We start from the raw sequence: 16,250 nt of genomic DNA, 5'->3' as shown, positions 1-16,250 counted from the left end.
CTTACCATAAGCAAACCACCCAGGTCTCCAAAAACTTGCTTACAAACCAAGGAACAAGGGATGGTCGCAAAGGAGCAGCCCATTAATCTTGAGACCTCCAGGCGATACGTCCGCCAACCAAGGTCATTACAGGCCATCCCTTTAAGACTACTCCATCCCAAGGGCCAAACTTGCACTTGCTCACCCAGGAAGAGCAGGAAACCTTACCCACCTTATCAAGGTCCAAAACGGTAAGGTCCGCCCTTGCCCCAACCTCAAGGCCTGGCAAGCTATGGTTGATTATCCTCCTAGGCGCCATGCTCATCGCAGTAAGAACCGTTCCCATTGGTATACCTCGGCGGACAGCACCATCCAGAACCGCCGCCGCCGCACACTCCAGGGAGGCTATACCAAACGATGCTTCCTGGAAGGGTAGATCCTTCTCGTCAAGATGCCACGGTGCGTGATCGGTGGCTATCACATCCACCGTACCATCCATAAGTCCACGCCACAAAGCTTCCCTATCCTCTATGGACCTAAGCGGCGGGTTGACCTTAAACACCGCATCATAACCAGAGGCTATCACATCATCTTCGCAGAACGTTAGGTGATGGGGAGTAACATCGCAAGTCACATCAACGCCCTCTTCTTTGGCCCTCCTTATAATCTCAACGGACCTGGCGGTGCTGATGTGAGTGAGGTGTATCGATCCTCCCGTGTTCCTGGCAATCTCTATGGCCCTCATGACCCCTAGCTCCTCAGATACAGAGGGAATACCCTTAAGGCCACTAAGACAGCTCACCTTGCCTTCATGCACATGGCCACCCGACGAAAGGGATGTATCCTCAGGGTGCTCCATAACCCTTATGCCGGTTCTCTTAAGATAGATCAAAGCGAGCCTAAGCAGAGAGGAACTTTTAACAGGGGCCCCATCATCGGTAAACAGCACCGCGCCGGCCTCGGCCATCTTAAGCAGCTCCGCCATTTCTTCCCCCTTCCGGCCCTTGCTGACACAACCGGCGGGGAAGACCCTAGCGCCATCCAACAGCGCACCCTTCATGGCCATATGCTCCACCAGGAAAGCGTCATCAACCGGTGGATCCGTGTTCGGCATGGCCACCACGTCAGTAAATCCTCCAGCGCAAGCCGCCTTCGAGCCGGAACTTAAATCTTCCCTCCATTCAAAACCAGGCTCCCTAAGATGACAGTGAATATCAACGAAGCCCGGGCTCAACAGCTTCCCATCAAGGTCCTCCACCTGGCCGTTAAAGTCGACCGGCATATCCTTCAATACCGCCGCCACCATATCGCCGTCTATAACCAGATGGTAAAGCCCTTCCTGTATATCGTTACCGTCAAAAACTTTAGCGTTTTTAAGCAAAAGGCCCATCACGCAGCACCCCCAGCACAAAGGTACAAAAGAGCCATCCTAACGGCCACTCCGCTTCGAACCTGCTCCAATATCACGCTGTTTTCCCCATCCGCCACGGAGCTCTCTATTTCAACTCCCCTGTTGATCGGCCCAGGATGCATAACCAGCACATCCCTGGAGACGTTAGCGATCAGTTCCTCTGTGGCGCCCCAAAACCGGTGGTACTCATCTACGGAGGGGAACAGACCATCCCTTTGCCTCTCCCGCTGTATCCTTAACAGGTAGATCACGTGGGCTCCCTCTATGGCCTTTCTCACATCCCTTTCGTAGGTAACGTTGAGGTGCCCCACCTGATATGGCATGAGAGTCGAAGGTCCTGACAACACCACCTGACACCCCATGGTGTTGAAGCCTATGATATCGCTCCTGGCCACCCTACTATGTTCCACATCTCCCACTATTGCCACCTTGCGGCCCCCTAGGTCCCCAAGATGCTTCCATGCGGTGTACAGATCCAGAAGACACTGGGTGGGATGCGCATGAGCGCCATCTCCTGCATTCATCACCACCGCTCGTTTTAGTTTTTTAGCCAGATATTGAGCTGCTCCCACTGCGCTGTGCCTTATCACAACTATATCCGCCCCCATGGCCTCCAAGGTCCAAGCGGTATCCCTCAATGTCTCACCCTTTGCAGTGCTGGAACCCGAGCTGGACCAATTGACCACATCTGCGGATAACATCTTTTCTGCAAGCTCGAATGACACCCTGGTCCTGGTGGAATTCTCAAAGAAAAGGTTAACCGCCAATTTACCCCTAAGGGCTGGAACCTTCTTTATGGGACGCCCCATAAGATCCTCCATATGGCGGGCCTGCTCCATAAGCATCAATATCTCTTCACGGCTCCAGCCTTCCACATCAAGGACATGCCTTTTGGTCCACCTAAAACTAGTCCCGCTCACTTATTATCACCTCGTCCTTCCCGTCCACCTCGGTAAGCATCACTTCTACGACCTCGTTCTTCGATGTAGGTACGTTCTTACCGACGAAATCAGGCTGTATCGGCAATTCTCGATGCCCCCTGTCAACCAACACCGCAAGCCTTATCCTGCCGGGACGACCGAGGTCCATCACCGCATCCAAAGCAGACCTCACCGTTCTGCCGGTGTATATAACGTCGTCCACCAAAACCATCTTCTTCCCCGTCACATCCTCGGGCATGGAGGTGCTTCGCACTATCGGCTGATCACTTAACATGGTGAGATCATCCCTGTATAGGGTTATGTCCAACTCCCCGCAAGGCACTTTAACCGCCTCAAACTGAAGGATAAGATCCCTAAGGCGCCTTGCAAGGTAAACCCCCCGCCTTTGGATTCCAACAAGCATAAGCCCATCCAACCCCTTGGAATCCTCCACCACCTCGTGGGCCATTCGTTTGAGGGCCCGCTCCATGTCATCCCGATCCATCAATTTGGCCTTTACCCTCACTTAATATCACCCCCGGAAGGCATAAAAAAATGGGGGATCGCTGGACAATCCAGCGCTCCCCCTGTTACCACAAGAGAAGATAAACTAAGCACGCCACAACACCCCCCAGCCTTGGGGCCTCTCTGGACCCTCTTAAAGGCTCTTCGGGGGATAGTTTACAGCAACCCAAACTTTTATGCAACCGGTTGCATAGATCATTTCTTGGCCAACTTGGAAAGGGCCTCCGAAGCCGCCGAAGCTTCCGCTTCCTTCCGTGTTTTGCCCCTACCCCTGCCAAGGAGATCATCTGCACACCATACAGATACCCAAAAAGTTGCATCATGGGGCGGGCCATAGGTACCCTCCAGCTTATACTTTGGCGCCCCAAGCCCTTGATGCTGAAGCATTTCCTGAAGGGCCGACTTTGGATCAGAGACATCGACGTCAACATCCAGGGGGATGAACCTCAAAACTACTTCCCTGGCCCGTTCTATGCCCCCATCCAGGTACACAGCTCCGATCAAAGCCTCAAATGCATCGGCCAAAATGCTGTCCGTGGCCCTATTTTTAAGGGCCTTGCCCAGCCGAAGATAGGCGGCGAACCCTGCAGCCCTGGCCGCATCAGCCAGGGCCTCACAGCACACCACCCTGGCCCTCATCTTAGTAAGACGCCCTTCCCTCTCCGAGGGATACTTAACAAACAGCTCCTCCGCCACGCAAAGCCCTATAACCGAGTCCCCAAGAAACTCCAGCCTCTCGTTACAGTAGCCCAGGGAGTACTCATTAGCAAAAGAAGAGTGCGTAAGGGCTTCAATTAAAAGTTGGGTATCGGAGAACCGATACCCAACCAGCCTTTGCAGAACCTCGATCGATCCCTCAAGATCCTGGGAATCCCTCATGAGAGCTACCCCTCATACTTTTTGAGCGCCAATACGGCGTTGTGGCCGCCAAAACCAAAGTTATTCACCAATATACAGCGGACATCCTTCCTAACCGCCTTGGGCCCCACCACGTTCACGTTGCACTCGGGATCGGGATTCTCATAGTTCAAGGTTGGGTGCACTACGCCTTCTACTATGGACTGCAAGGCCGCTATGGTCTCAAGAGCTCCAGCGGCACCCAAGCCGTGACCTATCATCGACTTGGTGGAGTTCACTAGAAGATCATTAGCATGCTCCCCAAACACAGACCTAATGGCGGCGCTCTCCATCTTATCGTTCAATGGGGTGGAGGTACCATGGGCATTTATGAGGTCCACTTCATCGGGCTTGAGTCCAGCCTTACGAAGCGCCATCTCCATTGCCCTCCTGGGACCGTCGCCCTCCGGATCCGGAGCGGTGATATGGTAGGCGTCGCAGGTATTACCATATCCCACTACCTCAGCTATTATGTTAGCCCCCCTATTAAGGGCGTGCTCCAACTCCTCAAATATGAGGATCCCGGCCCCTTCACCCATGACAAACCCGTCCCTCTCCATGTCAAAGGGCCTTGAAGCCCGCCGAGGCTCATCATTACGGGTAGACAAGGCCTTCAACGCCGCAAAACCCGCCACCGCTATGGGCGTTATGGCCGCCTCTGCCCCTCCGGTTATCATCACATCCGCATCGCCACGCAAGATGGTCTCATAGGCCTCTCCCATGCTGTGCGTAGCAGAAGCGCAGGCGGTTACCACCGCCATGTTGGGACCCTTGGCACCATAGGTTATGGCCACGTAAGCGGCTGGCATGTTGCTCAGCATCATTGGCACGAAGAAGGGACTCACGCGGGACGGTCCCTTATCCCGGAGTATCCCATAGTTTTCGTTGGTGGTGTTTATACCCCCCTCACCGCTTCCTATATAAACTCCAAAGCGGTAGGGATCTATCTTATGCACATCCAGCTGTGCATCTTTAACCGCCATGGCGGCGGCAGCGGTGACGAAGTGGATGACCCGGTCCGCTCTGCGGGCCTCCTTCTTATCCATCCAATCTTCAGGGTTAAAATCCTTGACCTCAGCGGCTATCTTGACCGCATAATCGGTAGCATCGAAGAGAGAGATGGTGCCAACACCGCTGCGGCCCTCCTCCAGGGCACGCCAATAGGTCTCTCGGCCAAGTCCTATGGGGCTTACGACTCCGAGGCCCGTGACGACGACTCTTCTCAAACCAGGTCACTCCCTTGTATTGAGGGTTTTATCATTTCCGCAGCTTAAAAATCCATCAGCGATATCGAAATTCTAAACATATGGGGGATGGGAAGGTCCATCCCCCTGAAAACGCAACTACTCCTCGACCCCCAGCTTGCTCTTCACGTAGTTGATGGCATCACCAACCGTGGCAAGCTTCTCCGCATCCTCGTCGGGGATCTCGATGTCGAACTCCTCCTCAATACCCATGATAAGCTCCACGATGTCGAGGGAGTCCGCCCCAAGGTCCTCCACAAAGGAAGCCTCAGGCTTTATCTGATCCTCCTCCACGTTAAGGCGATCCACCACTATCTCCTTCAAACGAGACATAAGCTCCTCCATCTGCATTCCATTCACCTCCTTCCAGGCTACATGGTCATTCCACCATCAACGGCTATCACCTGTCCGGTGATGTAAGAGGCACCCTCGGAAGCTAAAAAGGCAATAAGCTCTGCCACGTCCTCCGGAGTACCCACCCGGCCAAGAGGTATCTGCCCCTTAAGGGCCTCCCTGACCGAATCACCAAGAACCCTGGTCATATCGGTGTCTATATACCCAGGAGCCACCACGTTAGCAGTGATCCCCCGGCTAGCCACCTCCCTGGCCAAGCTCTTGGTAAACCCAATCAACCCCGCCTTAGCCGCGGAGTAGTTAGCTTGTCCTGCGTTACCCATGAGGCCAACCACGGAACTCACGTTTATGATCCTGCCCCATCTAGCCTTGGTCATTCCACGAAGAGCCTGCCTGACGCACAGAAACGCAGATGTAAGGTTCGTCCTTATAACCTCGTCCCAGTCGCAATCCTTCATCCTCATGATAAGGCCATCCCTGGTGATCCCCGCGTTGTTAACAAGAACCTCCACGGGGCCCATGCTGGACTCCACCTGTTCAAACATGGACGCGACGGAAGATGCGTCACTTACATCGGCCCTGAATATCTCTGCCTCTCCGCCCACCTGGCGGACTAGATCACGGACCTCCGCCGCCTTATCCTCCGAAGAGTTATAATTAATCGCAACCCTAAAACCGTCACTGGCCAGGCGAAGCGCCACAGCCCTGCCTATACCCCTGCTGGCGCCGGTCACGAGGGCCACCTTACGATGCGAAGTCATTCTAGTGGCCCTCCCCTATAAAATCAAGCAAACCATCCAAATCCTGAACCTTGGACACGCTCATACCCTTAACGCCCTTTACACAACGTTTGACAAGACCGGTAAGCACATTGCCGGGTCCTATTTCAACGAAGCGCTGGACCCCTCTATCCGCCATGGCCCTTACGCTGTCCAACCAAAGAACCGGAGAGTACGTCTGCTCAAGAAGCCGATCTTTTATCCCCTCTATATCCTCCCTTGGCTGGGCATCCACGTTTGAAACCAGCGGGAAGGACGGAGCGGACCAACTGACGGATCCAAAGGCCTCCCTCAAAGCATCCGCCACGGGCCTCATAAGAGAACAGTGGAAAGGGGCGCTTACCTTCAACGGGATTACCTTGGAGGCTCCAGCTTCCCTTGCCATCTGAGCCGCCAAATCCACGGCCTCAGCCTCTCCGGAGATCACTATCTGTCCCGGAGCATTGTAGTTGGCCATCTCGCACACCCCATTAGAAGACGCCCGGGAACAAACTTCCCTCACCGCATCCCCCTCAAGGCCAAGAACCGCCACCATGGCTCCCTTGCCCAAGGGGACCGCCTCCTGCATCTTACTCCCCCTGAGGTGCACAAGCTTCACCGCATCCGCCACAGATATGGCCCTGGAGGCCGCCAAAGCGGTGTACTCCCCAAGGCTATGACCCGCCACAAAAGCGGGAGACAATTCAATGCCCTTGTCATCCCTCAGGGCTGCCAAAATCGCCAAGGAAACCGTCAATATGGCCGGCTGGGTTAAGGCGGTCTTCCTTAACTCCTCCTCAGGGCCAGAAAATATTACATCCGAAAGGGGGAACCCCAGCGCGGAATCCGCCTCCTCAAAGACCCTCCTAGCAGCGGGGTAAGACTCGTAAAAGTCCCGACCCATTCCTACCTCTTGGGCTCCCTGGCCAGGGAAAATCAACGCGTAATCGCTCATCCTACCTACCCTCCTCCAAACAGAGGGACCTAAAAAAGCCCCCCAAAGCACCCAGCCCCTCCGACACATCGGCGGCTTGAGCAAATATACTTCTTATGACCTCGGCGGCACTTGGGATATCATCAATCATACCTGCGCACTGGCCAGACATAACCGATCCCCATTCCACATCCCCCTCAACCACCGCAGCTCTAAGCCGACCGGAGCCAAAGGCCTCCAGCTCCTCAATGGAAGCCCCATTTCTTTCCATCTCCTCAAACTTGACGGAGAACTTGTTTTTTATGCACCTTACAGGATGCCCCGTAGAACGGCCGGTAACCACGGTACTCCTATCTCCTGCCTTTAGGATCATCTCCTTGTATCTTTGGTGGGCCGAACACTCCCTAACACAAACAAACCTGGTCCCCATCTGGACTCCCTCTGCCCCCAACGCGAAAGCGGCGGCAACCCCCCGGCCGTCGGCTATGCCGCCGGCGGCTATAACTGGGATGGATACTGCATCCACCACTTGAGGCACCAGGGCAAATGTGGATATCTCCCCTATGTGCCCCCCAGACTCCATACCCTCGGCTATAACAGCATCAGCCCCCTGCTGCTCAACCCGCCTTGCATGGGCCACCGATGCTACAACCGGTATGATCTTCGCCCCCAAAGGCTTAAGCCGCTCTATAACCTTCCCGGGCTTACCCGCCCCAGTGGTTATAACCGACACCCTGTGGGCCGCGGCTATCTCAATCACGTCGTCCGCGGTGGGGGACAACAACATAATGTTGAGACCAAAGGGACGATCCGTCAGTTCCCGAACCCGATTGAGTTCCCGGTCCAACAACTCAGGAGGCATGTTAGCCGCAGCAATTATCCCAAGGCCACCTGCGTTGCTAACCGCCGCAGCCAGCTGAGCGTCCGCAACCCAAGCCATCCCACCCTGGAACACCGGATACCTTATTCCCGTAAGTTCTATGATCCTGTTAGGCAACGACCTCAACCTAACTGCCACCTCCTAAAACTCCAGCAACATGGCCCCATAGGTCATACCAGCCCCAAAGGAGGAAACAAGCACCTTATCCCCCTTGCGAATACGCTCCGAATCAATCGCCTCGTGAAGGGCCATCATTATAGAGGCACAGGAGGTGTTGCCATACCTATCCAGGTTCACCACCGCCCGGTCCTCTGGAACCCCAAGACGCTTCAGTACCCCTTCCATTATCCTCCAATTTGCCTGATGGAAAACCCAGCTCGACACATCTTCTGGGATTATTCCCATCTCCCTTAGGAAACCGTCAAGGAACGGCGGTATCTCGCGATTTACGAACTTGAACACGTCGTTACCCTTCATTTTGACGTAGTGAAGCCCCTGGTCCAGCGTTTCACGGGATGCGGGGTGCTCCACAAGACCACCCATAAGGGTTATAAGATCGTGCTTAGTTCCATCGGCCCTTAAAGAAAATCCAAGGACCCGGCCGGACAGTCCTTCTTCCTTGGCGGGGCCCAAAACCACAGCCCCAGCTCCGTCACCGAAGAGGACACAGGTGTTACGGTCAGTCCAGTCAACCACCTTGGAGGGGACCTCCGCCCCCACCACCAGCACGTACCTAAACACACCGGACGCTATAAAGGATGCCCCCATGGCCATGGCATACAAAGATCCGGTACAACCGGACTGCACGTCCGCAGCTCCGGCCCGAAGGGCCCCAAGACGCCCCTGCAACTTGGCCGCCACGGAGGGGAAGAGCGTATCGGGAGAATTGGTCCCAACCAGTATAAGATCCAAATCCTCGGCAGATATCCCAGCCCTTTCTAGGGCCATTTTAGAAGCCTCTTCAGATATATCGGAGGTTAAAACACCCTCCTCCGCCACATACCTGGTCCTTATTCCGGTCCTCTCCACTATCCACTGGTCAGAGGTATCTACCATCTTCTCAAGATCCTGGTTGGTGACCACCTTGCCTGGCACCGCCATGCCAGTGCCAAGCACCGCCACCTCAAAGCCACACAACTTAGGCATCTATATTCCCCCCTTGGCAAGTTCGTCCTCTATAGTCTGGACACCGCGCTTAGCTACGAAGTCCCTGGCCACCATCAGAGCATTACATATGGCCTTGGCCCTGGATCTTCCGTGAGCCTTTATGACGGTTCCTCTAACCCCAAGGAGGGGAGTACCGCCATGCCTTTCGTAATCAAATCGATAGTGCAGCTTCTTAAGCATTGGCATCATGAAAAGGAGCCCCACCTTGGGGAGGAAGCTCTTCGATATCTCCTCCTTCATGAGGTTCATAACACCCTCCCCCAGGCCCTCGCCAAATTTAAGCAACACGTTGCCAGTGTAACCATCGCAAACCACCACATCGGTGGTCCCCAATGGCACATCCTTACCCTCCACATAGCCCACAAAGTTCAGAGAACTTGCCTTCAGCATCTCCCTGGCCTGGAGAATCACGTCATCACCCTTTATGTCCTCCTCCCCATTGGAGAGGAGGGCAACCGACGGATCCGATACCCCTACAAGAGAACGCATGTATATGGACCCCATAAGCGCGAACTGCGCCAGGTTTACAGGTTTGCACCGAACAGTGGCCCCCACATCCAAAAGGAGGCTCACCCTGGATGACAAAGTGGCTATTGGAACTCCAAGGCCAGGCCTGTCTATACCCGGTATCCTACCCAAAACCAGTATTCCGCCCGCCACGATGGCGCCGGTGTTGCCCGCAGATATAACCGCCTCCGCCTCTTTGGAACGCACCATCTCCATGGCCAACCTCATGCTGGAGTTCCGCTTCTTTCTTATTGAAACCGACGGAGAGTCATCCATGGAGATAAACTCGTCGGCGTGAACCAAATGGACCCTGCTTCTGACACCCGCAGGGGCTTCCTCCAAAAGGGGAGATATCTTAGATGCATCTCCCACCAGGGCAATCTGAAGGGACGAATCCATCTGACATGCCATAATCGCCCCCCTGCAAGGTTCGAAAGGCGCCCTGTCTCCCCCCATGGCATCCACAGCCAAAATCATCCGCAATCCTCCCTCAGGATCTAAAGACCGTTCTCTTGATCTAAGCTAACCACTATAAAACGCCCGACGAATATCTCACGGTCTTTAACCCTTGTCCTAACGCTTACCACATATTTGTTGCCCTTATGAATACCCACTTTAGACCTGGCCAAAAGCCTATCCCCCACCACCGCAGGATACCTGTACCTTATTCTTGCGCTGCCGGTTATCACCATCTCCGCCCCTATGGTGGCCATGGCTAACGTGCTGGCCTGGGCATATATAAAGTGATCCCATATCCTATCGGTACCCCTAAAAGCCATATCCGGAGCGGCTTCCAGCATCGAAAGTGCCCCCACATTGGGCTCAAGCTCAAGGAGATCCCCAACCACCTCATCCCTGGTAAGAGATCTAAGCCTGCTACCCGCCGCCTCCGCCATCAGCCGCATCCTCTCCCGAAGCTCAGGTATACCCAATATGACCCGGTCAAGCCTAACGGTGCTTATGCTGACCTTCAGCCTATCCGCAAGCTCTTCGTCGGTCAAAAGAGGATTAGACTTTATGAGGTCCATAAGGACCTTATGCCTGTTCTTGCGATGGTCGGACCTCGTTGGAATCACTTCCTCTTAGCATCTGGTGCTAATAACTACTCAGAATGCCTGACAGTATAAAAAAACTCGCCCATGCCGTCAATAGGCAAGGGCGAGCGAGGATGAAAGGATGAAGATCCAGCTATATTTACTCCTTCTCCTCGGAAACCTTAACCACCTGTCTGCCCCTGTAGTATCCACAGGCAGGGCAAGCCCTGTAGGTCTGAATGGTTTCCCCGCAGTGCGAACAGGTGGTGAGACTGGGAACCTCCAGAGCCCCAAGCCAATGGGCCTTCCTGTTGTGAGTCCTAGAGTGGGAAACGCGCCTCTTTGGCGTAGCCATAGAAAAACACCCCCTTCGTCATTTTTCTTCCCCAAACTCCTGGAGCTTAAGCCTCAGGGCATCCAAACGAGGATCCGTTCCGACACCACCACAGCCACACGGACCATCGTTGAGATTGGCGCCACAATTAGGACAAAGCCCTAGACACCCCTCCCTGCAAACCAACCTGGAAGGGATGGAGGAGGCAAGAACCTCCCAAAGCATGGGGACCAAATCAATTCTGTCAGACCAAGAATCTAGATTACACCAAAAGTCCTCTTCTTGGAAGCCCTCTACCCCCATCTCTGAGGCATTCCCTCCGCCCACAGAGATAAAGAAAACGTCCTCCCCCTCAAGAGTTGCCATGGCATCCTCAAGACAACGGGCACATTGGCCCGCCAGCTCGCACTTAAAAGAGACCCTTAACACCACTCCCCCTGGGGCTCGGTTAGCTCTAACGACAAAATCCAATCCGCCTGGGAACCAATAGCCCAAGCGATCATCGTCAATCGAAAGAGAAATCCGCTGTTCCAGATCCGCTCCGTCTTGGGGGATTGAGCTTAGGGGGATCTCTTTCTGCCAATCAACGGGGAAAGGCTTATCCATGACCATTTATCCCCTGGTCACCAACTCCTTGGTGTCCCTTGCTATGACCAGCTCCTCGTTGGTGGGTATCACAAAGACCTTAACTCTTGAATCAGGGGTGCTCAACTCTGCCTCCTTGCCGCGCACTTTATTCTTCGATGGATCGAACTTAACACCCAGGAACTCCAGGTGCCTACAGACCTCTTCCCTAACCAGGTCGCTGTTCTCCCCTATGCCGGCGGTAAACACAATGGCATCTAATCCGCCCATAGCCGCAGCATAGGCGCCTATGTACTTTCTTATGCCATAGCACAACATGTCGAAGGCCAGCTTGGCCCGCTGGTCCCCCTTCTCCATGGCCTCCTCCACGTCCCTCATATCGCTGGAGATGCCGCTTATGGCACAAACGCCGCTCTTCTTGTGAACCACATCACTCACCGTCTTTGCATCCCCATACTTCTCCATCAGATATATCATCACCGAGGGATCCAGGTTACCGGACCTGGTACCCATGAGAATTCCCTCCGTGGTTCCATAACCAAGGCTGGTGTCCACGCTCTTGCCTCCATCCACCGCGGTTATCGAACTGCCGTTGCCAAGGTGGCAGGTAACTATCTTGAGTTCCTCTATAGGCCTGTTCATCACCTGGGCAACCCGGTGGGCCACATAGAAATGACTGGTGCCATGGAAGCCGTAACGGCGAACCCTATCCACCTGGTAATGCTCATAAGGGATACCGTACATATAGGCCTGCGGAGGCATGGTCTGATGAAAGGCGGTATCAAAGACCGCCACATTGGGCAAACCGGGCAGCGCATTCATCACAGCCCTTATCCCCATGAGGTTGGCGGGGTTGTGAAGAGGCGCCAAGGGAATCACCTCTTCAATACCCCTAATAACCTCGTCATCCACAAGCACCGAGCGGGTAAACTTCTCGCCCCCGTGGACCACCCGGTGGCCCGCAGCGGATAGCTCAGAAAGATCCTTGAGCACCCCGTGAGACGAATCAAGCAGGGCATCTATAACCAGCCTCACCGCAACGTCATGGTTGGGAATGTCAGTCTCCTTAACCACCGGATCCATCCCCACCTTCACATGCTTTATCCTGGATCCGTGGATTCCGATCCTCTCCACCAACCCCTTAGCCAGAAGGGTCTCATCGGACATGTCGATGAGCTGATACTTCAAAGAAGAACTCCCGCAGTTCAAAACCAAGACCTTCACAAAAATCCAGCCTCCCTCCACTTGACTACCCAACCCGGCGGAAACTATCCTTACCCAGCCAACGCCGGGAGGTGACCTGGTTTGTATAATACCCCCATAATCGGGATAGTTGCAGAATATAACCCATTACACAAGGGACACAAGTACCACCTGGACAGAACGCGGGAGGCCTTCCCCAACTGCCCCATAGTGGTGGTGTTGTCCTCCAATTTCGTCCAACGGGGCGAACCCGCATTCCTTGACAAGTGGAGCCGGGCGGAGGCGGCGCTTGAAGCCGGGGCGGACCTCATATTGGATCTGCCAACCCCCTTCTCGTGCCATCAAGCACAGGTCTTCGCTTCCGCCGCCGTGGACATACTATGGGCTACCGGACTGGTTACCCATATGTCCTTTGGAATGGAAGACCCCAGCGATCTCCTTGAAAAAGCCGGCTCCATATTAATACAGGAACCCCCTGCCTTCAAGCTCAGCCTTAGGAAATGGCTGGAGCAGGGGTTCTCTTTCGTTGAAGCCAGGACCAGGGCATTGGATGAGATAGAGACAGGACTTGGGACGTTTCTGAAGGGGTCCAACAACCTCCTCGCCCTAGCGTATAAGATCAGGATAATGTCCCGCGGGCTGCCGATAAAGACCTTCCCCATAAGGCGCATAGGAGCAGCATATAACCAAAAGGACTTCTGCGACATCCCCAGCGCCACCGCCATAAGGACCCTATGGGCGTCCGGCGAAAAAGGAAGGGCATTGGAGGGCCTTCCTGATTTCTGCCGCGAAATACTTGAACGAGAGTCACAAAAAGGGCGGATCGTTCAACGGGAGGCCCCTACTTGGTGGAATTTGCTACGCTGGAAAATACTAAGTTCTTCCACGGAAGAAATCTCCCTATCCGCCGAGATGTCCGAGGGGCTTGAGAACAACTTGAAAAGGTGGGCCGCCAGGGCACAAAGCTATGACGAATTCCTGGACAGGACGGTAAGCCGCCGATACCCAAGGAGCAGGATACAACGACTATGCTGCCACCTTCTGCTTGGATACAGCCACTGGTTTAATCGAGCGGCTCAAAGGCTGGGCCCCTCATGGATAGGCGTCCTAGGCATGAGCCCCATTGGGAAGGCATTGCTCAGGCGCATGAGGGAGTCCGCCAAACTTCCAGTGATATCCCGCTTCACATCTCCAAGGGATCATTACTCCAGGGAGCTGCTTAAAATGGAGGAAAGAGCCTGTCAGCTATGGGAGATACTGGCCGGAGGAGATGTCAGCTCCTTCCGAAGCCGCCGGATCATTACGACTTGCGAAAATCAACCGGGGGGATCCTCTCCCTCATCCTCCTGAACACACCCGGGGGCACCATGTCCTGTATGGAGCCCCCGAAGCTATATACCTCCTTCACTCCCCGGCTGGACAGATATGAATACTGCGCGTCGGTTACGATGAACATGGTCTCTATCTCCGGGGCCAGCTGACGATTCATTTGGGCCAGCTGGAACTCATACTCAAAGTCAGAAAGGGCACGCAACCCTCGTATGATTATCCTGCTTCGCTTACGCCTCATGAAATCCACCAGCAGCCCCTCAAACGCATCCACTTTAACCGACGGAAGATGGCTAAGGGCCTCCCTTGCCATCATCTGCCTCTCCTCCACGCTAAAAGTTGCCCTCTTCTGCGGGTTATGGAGCACCGCAACCACGAGCTCGTCAAAAAGAGCCGCCGCCCTCTCCGCTATGTAGACATGGCCATTAGTTATGGGGTCAAAAGAACCTGGATACACCGCCCTTATCAATCCCCGTCACCCCCTTCCCAGCGCCAAAAAAAGGAAAGCACCGTCTCCCCATATACTCGGTCATCTCGAACGACATCCTCCGGCAAGGGCTCCCTCACGCTGTGTTCCAGGATCAAGGTTCCACCGGTTTTTATTATGGATCTGTTGGCAGAGAAAAGATCCATCAGCTCTCCCACCCAACCCATACAATATGGTGGGTCCGCAAACACCACGTGGTAACTATCCCCATCCCTTGCAGCCCTTTGAATAAAGCGGCGGACATCACCCTTAACCACACGAATTTCCCATCCGCAGCCGGATATCTCCCTGCAATAGCGGCCATTGATATCAACGGCAGTAACTTTGGCTCCCATCTCCGATGCCCTTCTGGCCACCCGGCCCGACCCGGAGAACAAGTCTAAAAACCTAAGACCATCCAATGGGCCCAATATGTTGAAAAGCGCCTGTATGACCTTCCCGGACGTGGGTCTCGCAGGCCCGTCAACGGAAGGCTTCGATCCATTGACCCTCCTAGATCTCAACGCTCCAATACCCCAGCGGCTTCTTTTAAAGCCATGCGCACAGCGGGGGTCCTATAAGGATGACCCACGGGATCCAGTTTCACCCCGTACCCCTTGCCCTTCGGATAAAATCGGATGTAAAAATGCTGTTCAAATCCATCATCTACGGTTATGGTAGAAACCAATACAACCCCATCTCCACCACGGAATATATCCCTAAAAACGAACATATGCCCATCTTTGCCACCCTTTTTATCCCTTAAGGCCTCAACCAGATCATGTATAGCAGCCTCTTCCCTCAGCTGCCCCAAAGCAATCTCCATATTAAAATCCTCCTCGGAATATAAAGGATCCTCCATGGGCGTTCCACGACGGGTAGCGCCTTCATACCTGATCTCCACCAAATAAGTATCCCTTCCCTGGGCCTTCCACTTCCTCTCGTACTTGGTAAGGAACCCTCTAACGGGGTTAACCTGATGCTGAACCACCGAGAAGCCCTCCATGGCTCCAAAGAAGTCCATCGTAGCCATTGCATACCAATCCACATCCGTAGCCAACGAGAAGATGCCATCAGGTTTTAAGTACTCGGACAAAAGCTTAGCAAATCTAGGACTTGTAACCCGCCTCTCCGCATGTCTCTTCTTAGGCCAAGGACACGGGAAGTTCAGTATAACCCCATCCAAGCTGGACCTCTTAAAGCAAAGGCCTATCAAGTACCTGGCATCACCCCTAAGAATTCTTACGTTATCAAGCCCCAACCTAAGAACCCTTCGGGCCGCCTTTGTGACACACCACTGGCAAACCTCCATGCCCACCACTGCCGCACTGCTCTCCCTAGACGCAAGGTGAGCGAGAAATCCCCCGTCGCCAAAACCTATCTCCAAGAAAACCCGACCATCCCACCCGGGGAATGATAGGTCAATCGGAAGCTTCTCAAGGGGAGCGTTAACTATGACCTTACCCAAAGCCCAGTTCATCCAAACCTATGCCTCCAAACGTCAGCTCTATTGTCCATCATCAAAGACCACTAAACCCCAAAACCCGCGCACCCATAGCTAACAATAGCTACATATTATCTCTCCACAGCCATCAACCTTTCAAGTGGACACCGGGCTTAGGACTTTATTGTATGTACACAACAAGCCCCATGTTGCCTCTCTTAAGAATCTAAACGAACGAGACGGGTTGCCTCATGTAAAAATCTAAACGAAGGCAGGGAT

Annotated in this window: 18 protein-coding genes; 1 reads left to right on the top strand and 17 read right to left on the bottom strand. The window is 54.1% G+C overall.

Going from position 1 to position 16,250, the window contains the following annotated elements:
• Window positions 1–82 precede the first annotated feature (82 nt).
• The 14 genes from N2315_05515 to N2315_05450 form a co-directional block, all read right to left on the bottom strand.
• Window positions 83–1,369 carry a dihydroorotase gene (locus N2315_05515; protein MCX7828653.1) on the bottom strand — a complete coding sequence of 429 codons (1,287 nt, stop codon included), beginning with the start codon at window positions 1,367–1,369 and terminating at the stop codon, window positions 83–85.
• Complete coding sequence (locus tag N2315_05510) at window positions 1,369–2,310, bottom strand: aspartate carbamoyltransferase catalytic subunit (protein ID MCX7828652.1); 942 nt, start codon at window positions 2,308–2,310, stop codon at window positions 1,369–1,371. Before N2315_05510 ends, N2315_05515 begins: the two co-directional genes overlap by 1 nt.
• Complete coding sequence (gene pyrR, locus N2315_05505; GenBank protein ID MCX7828651.1) at window positions 2,297–2,836, bottom strand: bifunctional pyr operon transcriptional regulator/uracil phosphoribosyltransferase PyrR; 540 nt, start codon at window positions 2,834–2,836, stop codon at window positions 2,297–2,299. Before pyrR ends, N2315_05510 begins: the two co-directional genes overlap by 14 nt.
• A gap of 194 nt (window positions 2,837–3,030) precedes the next feature.
• Window positions 3,031–3,714 (bottom strand): ribonuclease III, encoded by a 684-nt coding sequence (gene rnc / locus N2315_05500; protein ID MCX7828650.1) that lies wholly within the window; start codon window positions 3,712–3,714, stop codon window positions 3,031–3,033.
• Window positions 3,715–3,719: 5 nt separating this feature from the next.
• Window positions 3,720–4,958 (bottom strand): beta-ketoacyl-ACP synthase II, encoded by a 1,239-nt coding sequence (gene fabF, locus N2315_05495; GenBank protein MCX7828649.1) that lies wholly within the window; start codon window positions 4,956–4,958, stop codon window positions 3,720–3,722.
• Between the two features lie 117 nt (window positions 4,959–5,075).
• Window positions 5,076–5,321 carry an acyl carrier protein gene (gene acpP / locus N2315_05490; protein MCX7828648.1) on the bottom strand — a complete coding sequence of 82 codons (246 nt, stop codon included), beginning with the start codon at window positions 5,319–5,321 and terminating at the stop codon, window positions 5,076–5,078.
• Between the two features lie 26 nt (window positions 5,322–5,347).
• Window positions 5,348–6,091 (bottom strand): 3-oxoacyl-[acyl-carrier-protein] reductase, encoded by a 744-nt coding sequence (fabG, locus tag N2315_05485; protein MCX7828647.1) that lies wholly within the window; start codon window positions 6,089–6,091, stop codon window positions 5,348–5,350.
• Window position 6,092: 1 nt separating this feature from the next.
• A complete protein-coding gene (gene fabD / locus N2315_05480) occupies window positions 6,093–7,043 on the bottom strand; it encodes an ACP S-malonyltransferase (protein MCX7828646.1) in 951 nt (316 codons plus the stop codon).
• 1 nt (window position 7,044) lies between these two features.
• Window positions 7,045–8,040, bottom strand: coding sequence for an enoyl-[acyl-carrier-protein] reductase FabK (fabK, locus tag N2315_05475; protein MCX7828645.1), 996 nt, complete (start codon window positions 8,038–8,040; stop codon window positions 7,045–7,047).
• A 3-nt stretch (window positions 8,041–8,043) separates the two neighbouring features.
• Entirely contained in the window at window positions 8,044–9,048 is a 1,005-nt protein-coding gene (locus tag N2315_05470; GenBank protein MCX7828644.1) for a ketoacyl-ACP synthase III, read from the bottom strand.
• Complete coding sequence (plsX, locus tag N2315_05465) at window positions 9,049–10,053, bottom strand: phosphate acyltransferase PlsX (GenBank protein ID MCX7828643.1); 1,005 nt, start codon at window positions 10,051–10,053, stop codon at window positions 9,049–9,051.
• Window positions 10,054–10,073: 20 nt separating this feature from the next.
• A complete protein-coding gene (fapR, locus tag N2315_05460) occupies window positions 10,074–10,652 on the bottom strand; it encodes a transcription factor FapR (GenBank protein MCX7828642.1) in 579 nt (192 codons plus the stop codon).
• 118 nt (window positions 10,653–10,770) lie between these two features.
• Window positions 10,771–10,965 carry a 50S ribosomal protein L32 gene (gene rpmF, locus N2315_05455; protein ID MCX7828641.1) on the bottom strand — a complete coding sequence of 65 codons (195 nt, stop codon included), beginning with the start codon at window positions 10,963–10,965 and terminating at the stop codon, window positions 10,771–10,773.
• A 591-nt stretch (window positions 10,966–11,556) separates the two neighbouring features.
• Window positions 11,557–12,753 carry an acetate kinase gene (locus tag N2315_05450; GenBank protein ID MCX7828640.1) on the bottom strand — a complete coding sequence of 399 codons (1,197 nt, stop codon included), beginning with the start codon at window positions 12,751–12,753 and terminating at the stop codon, window positions 11,557–11,559.
• Window positions 12,754–12,834: 81 nt separating this feature from the next.
• On the opposite strand from N2315_05450, the gene N2315_05445 reads away from it, so the two are divergent.
• Complete coding sequence (locus tag N2315_05445) at window positions 12,835–14,082, top strand: nucleotidyltransferase family protein (GenBank protein ID MCX7828639.1); 1,248 nt, start codon at window positions 12,835–12,837, stop codon at window positions 14,080–14,082.
• Here N2315_05445 and coaD read toward each other — a convergent pair.
• The 3 genes from coaD to trmB are packed head-to-tail and all read right to left on the bottom strand — an operon-like array spanning window position 14,033 to window position 16,007.
• On the bottom strand, window positions 14,033–14,530 hold the full coding sequence (coaD, locus tag N2315_05440; protein MCX7828638.1) for a pantetheine-phosphate adenylyltransferase: 498 nt from the start codon (window positions 14,528–14,530) through the stop codon (window positions 14,033–14,035). The two genes, N2315_05445 and coaD, sit on opposite strands and share 50 nt — an antisense overlap.
• Window positions 14,527–15,051 (bottom strand): RsmD family RNA methyltransferase, encoded by a 525-nt coding sequence (locus tag N2315_05435; protein MCX7828637.1) that lies wholly within the window; start codon window positions 15,049–15,051, stop codon window positions 14,527–14,529. The genes coaD and N2315_05435 overlap by 4 nt, the downstream gene beginning before the upstream one ends.
• Window positions 15,048–16,007, bottom strand: a complete 960-nt coding sequence (gene trmB, locus N2315_05430; protein ID MCX7828636.1) for a tRNA (guanosine(46)-N7)-methyltransferase TrmB — start codon at window positions 16,005–16,007, stop codon at window positions 15,048–15,050. Before trmB ends, N2315_05435 begins: the two co-directional genes overlap by 4 nt.
• Between the last annotated feature and the right edge of the window lie 243 nt (window positions 16,008–16,250).

This window comes from Thermanaerothrix sp., from assembly GCA_026417795.1.
GTDB lineage: Bacteria > Synergistota > Synergistia > Synergistales > Synergistaceae > Thermanaerovibrio.
This window is presented reverse-complemented; position numbering and strand designations above follow the sequence as displayed.

Excerpts from the sequence above, each read along its gene's own strand:
- rpmF (MCX7828641.1), bottom strand. The coding sequence starts at position 10,965 with ATGGCTACGCCAAAGAGGCGCGTTTCCCACTCTAGGACTCACAACAGG.
- N2315_05515 (MCX7828653.1), bottom strand. The coding sequence starts at position 1,369 with ATGGGCCTTTTGCTTAAAAACGCTAAAGTTTTTGACGGTAACGATATA.
- plsX (MCX7828643.1), bottom strand. The coding sequence starts at position 10,053 with ATGATTTTGGCTGTGGATGCCATGGGGGGAGACAGGGCGCCTTTCGAA.
- rnc (MCX7828650.1), bottom strand. The coding sequence starts at position 3,714 with ATGAGGGATTCCCAGGATCTTGAGGGATCGATCGAGGTTCTGCAAAGG.
- fabG (MCX7828647.1), bottom strand. The coding sequence starts at position 6,091 with ATGACTTCGCATCGTAAGGTGGCCCTCGTGACCGGCGCCAGCAGGGGT.
- trmB (MCX7828636.1), bottom strand. The coding sequence starts at position 16,007 with ATGAACTGGGCTTTGGGTAAGGTCATAGTTAACGCTCCCCTTGAGAAG.
- N2315_05470 (MCX7828644.1), bottom strand. The coding sequence starts at position 9,048 with ATGCCTAAGTTGTGTGGCTTTGAGGTGGCGGTGCTTGGCACTGGCATG.
- acpP (MCX7828648.1), bottom strand. The coding sequence starts at position 5,321 with ATGGAGGAGCTTATGTCTCGTTTGAAGGAGATAGTGGTGGATCGCCTT.
- fabD (MCX7828646.1), bottom strand. The coding sequence starts at position 7,043 with ATGAGCGATTACGCGTTGATTTTCCCTGGCCAGGGAGCCCAAGAGGTA.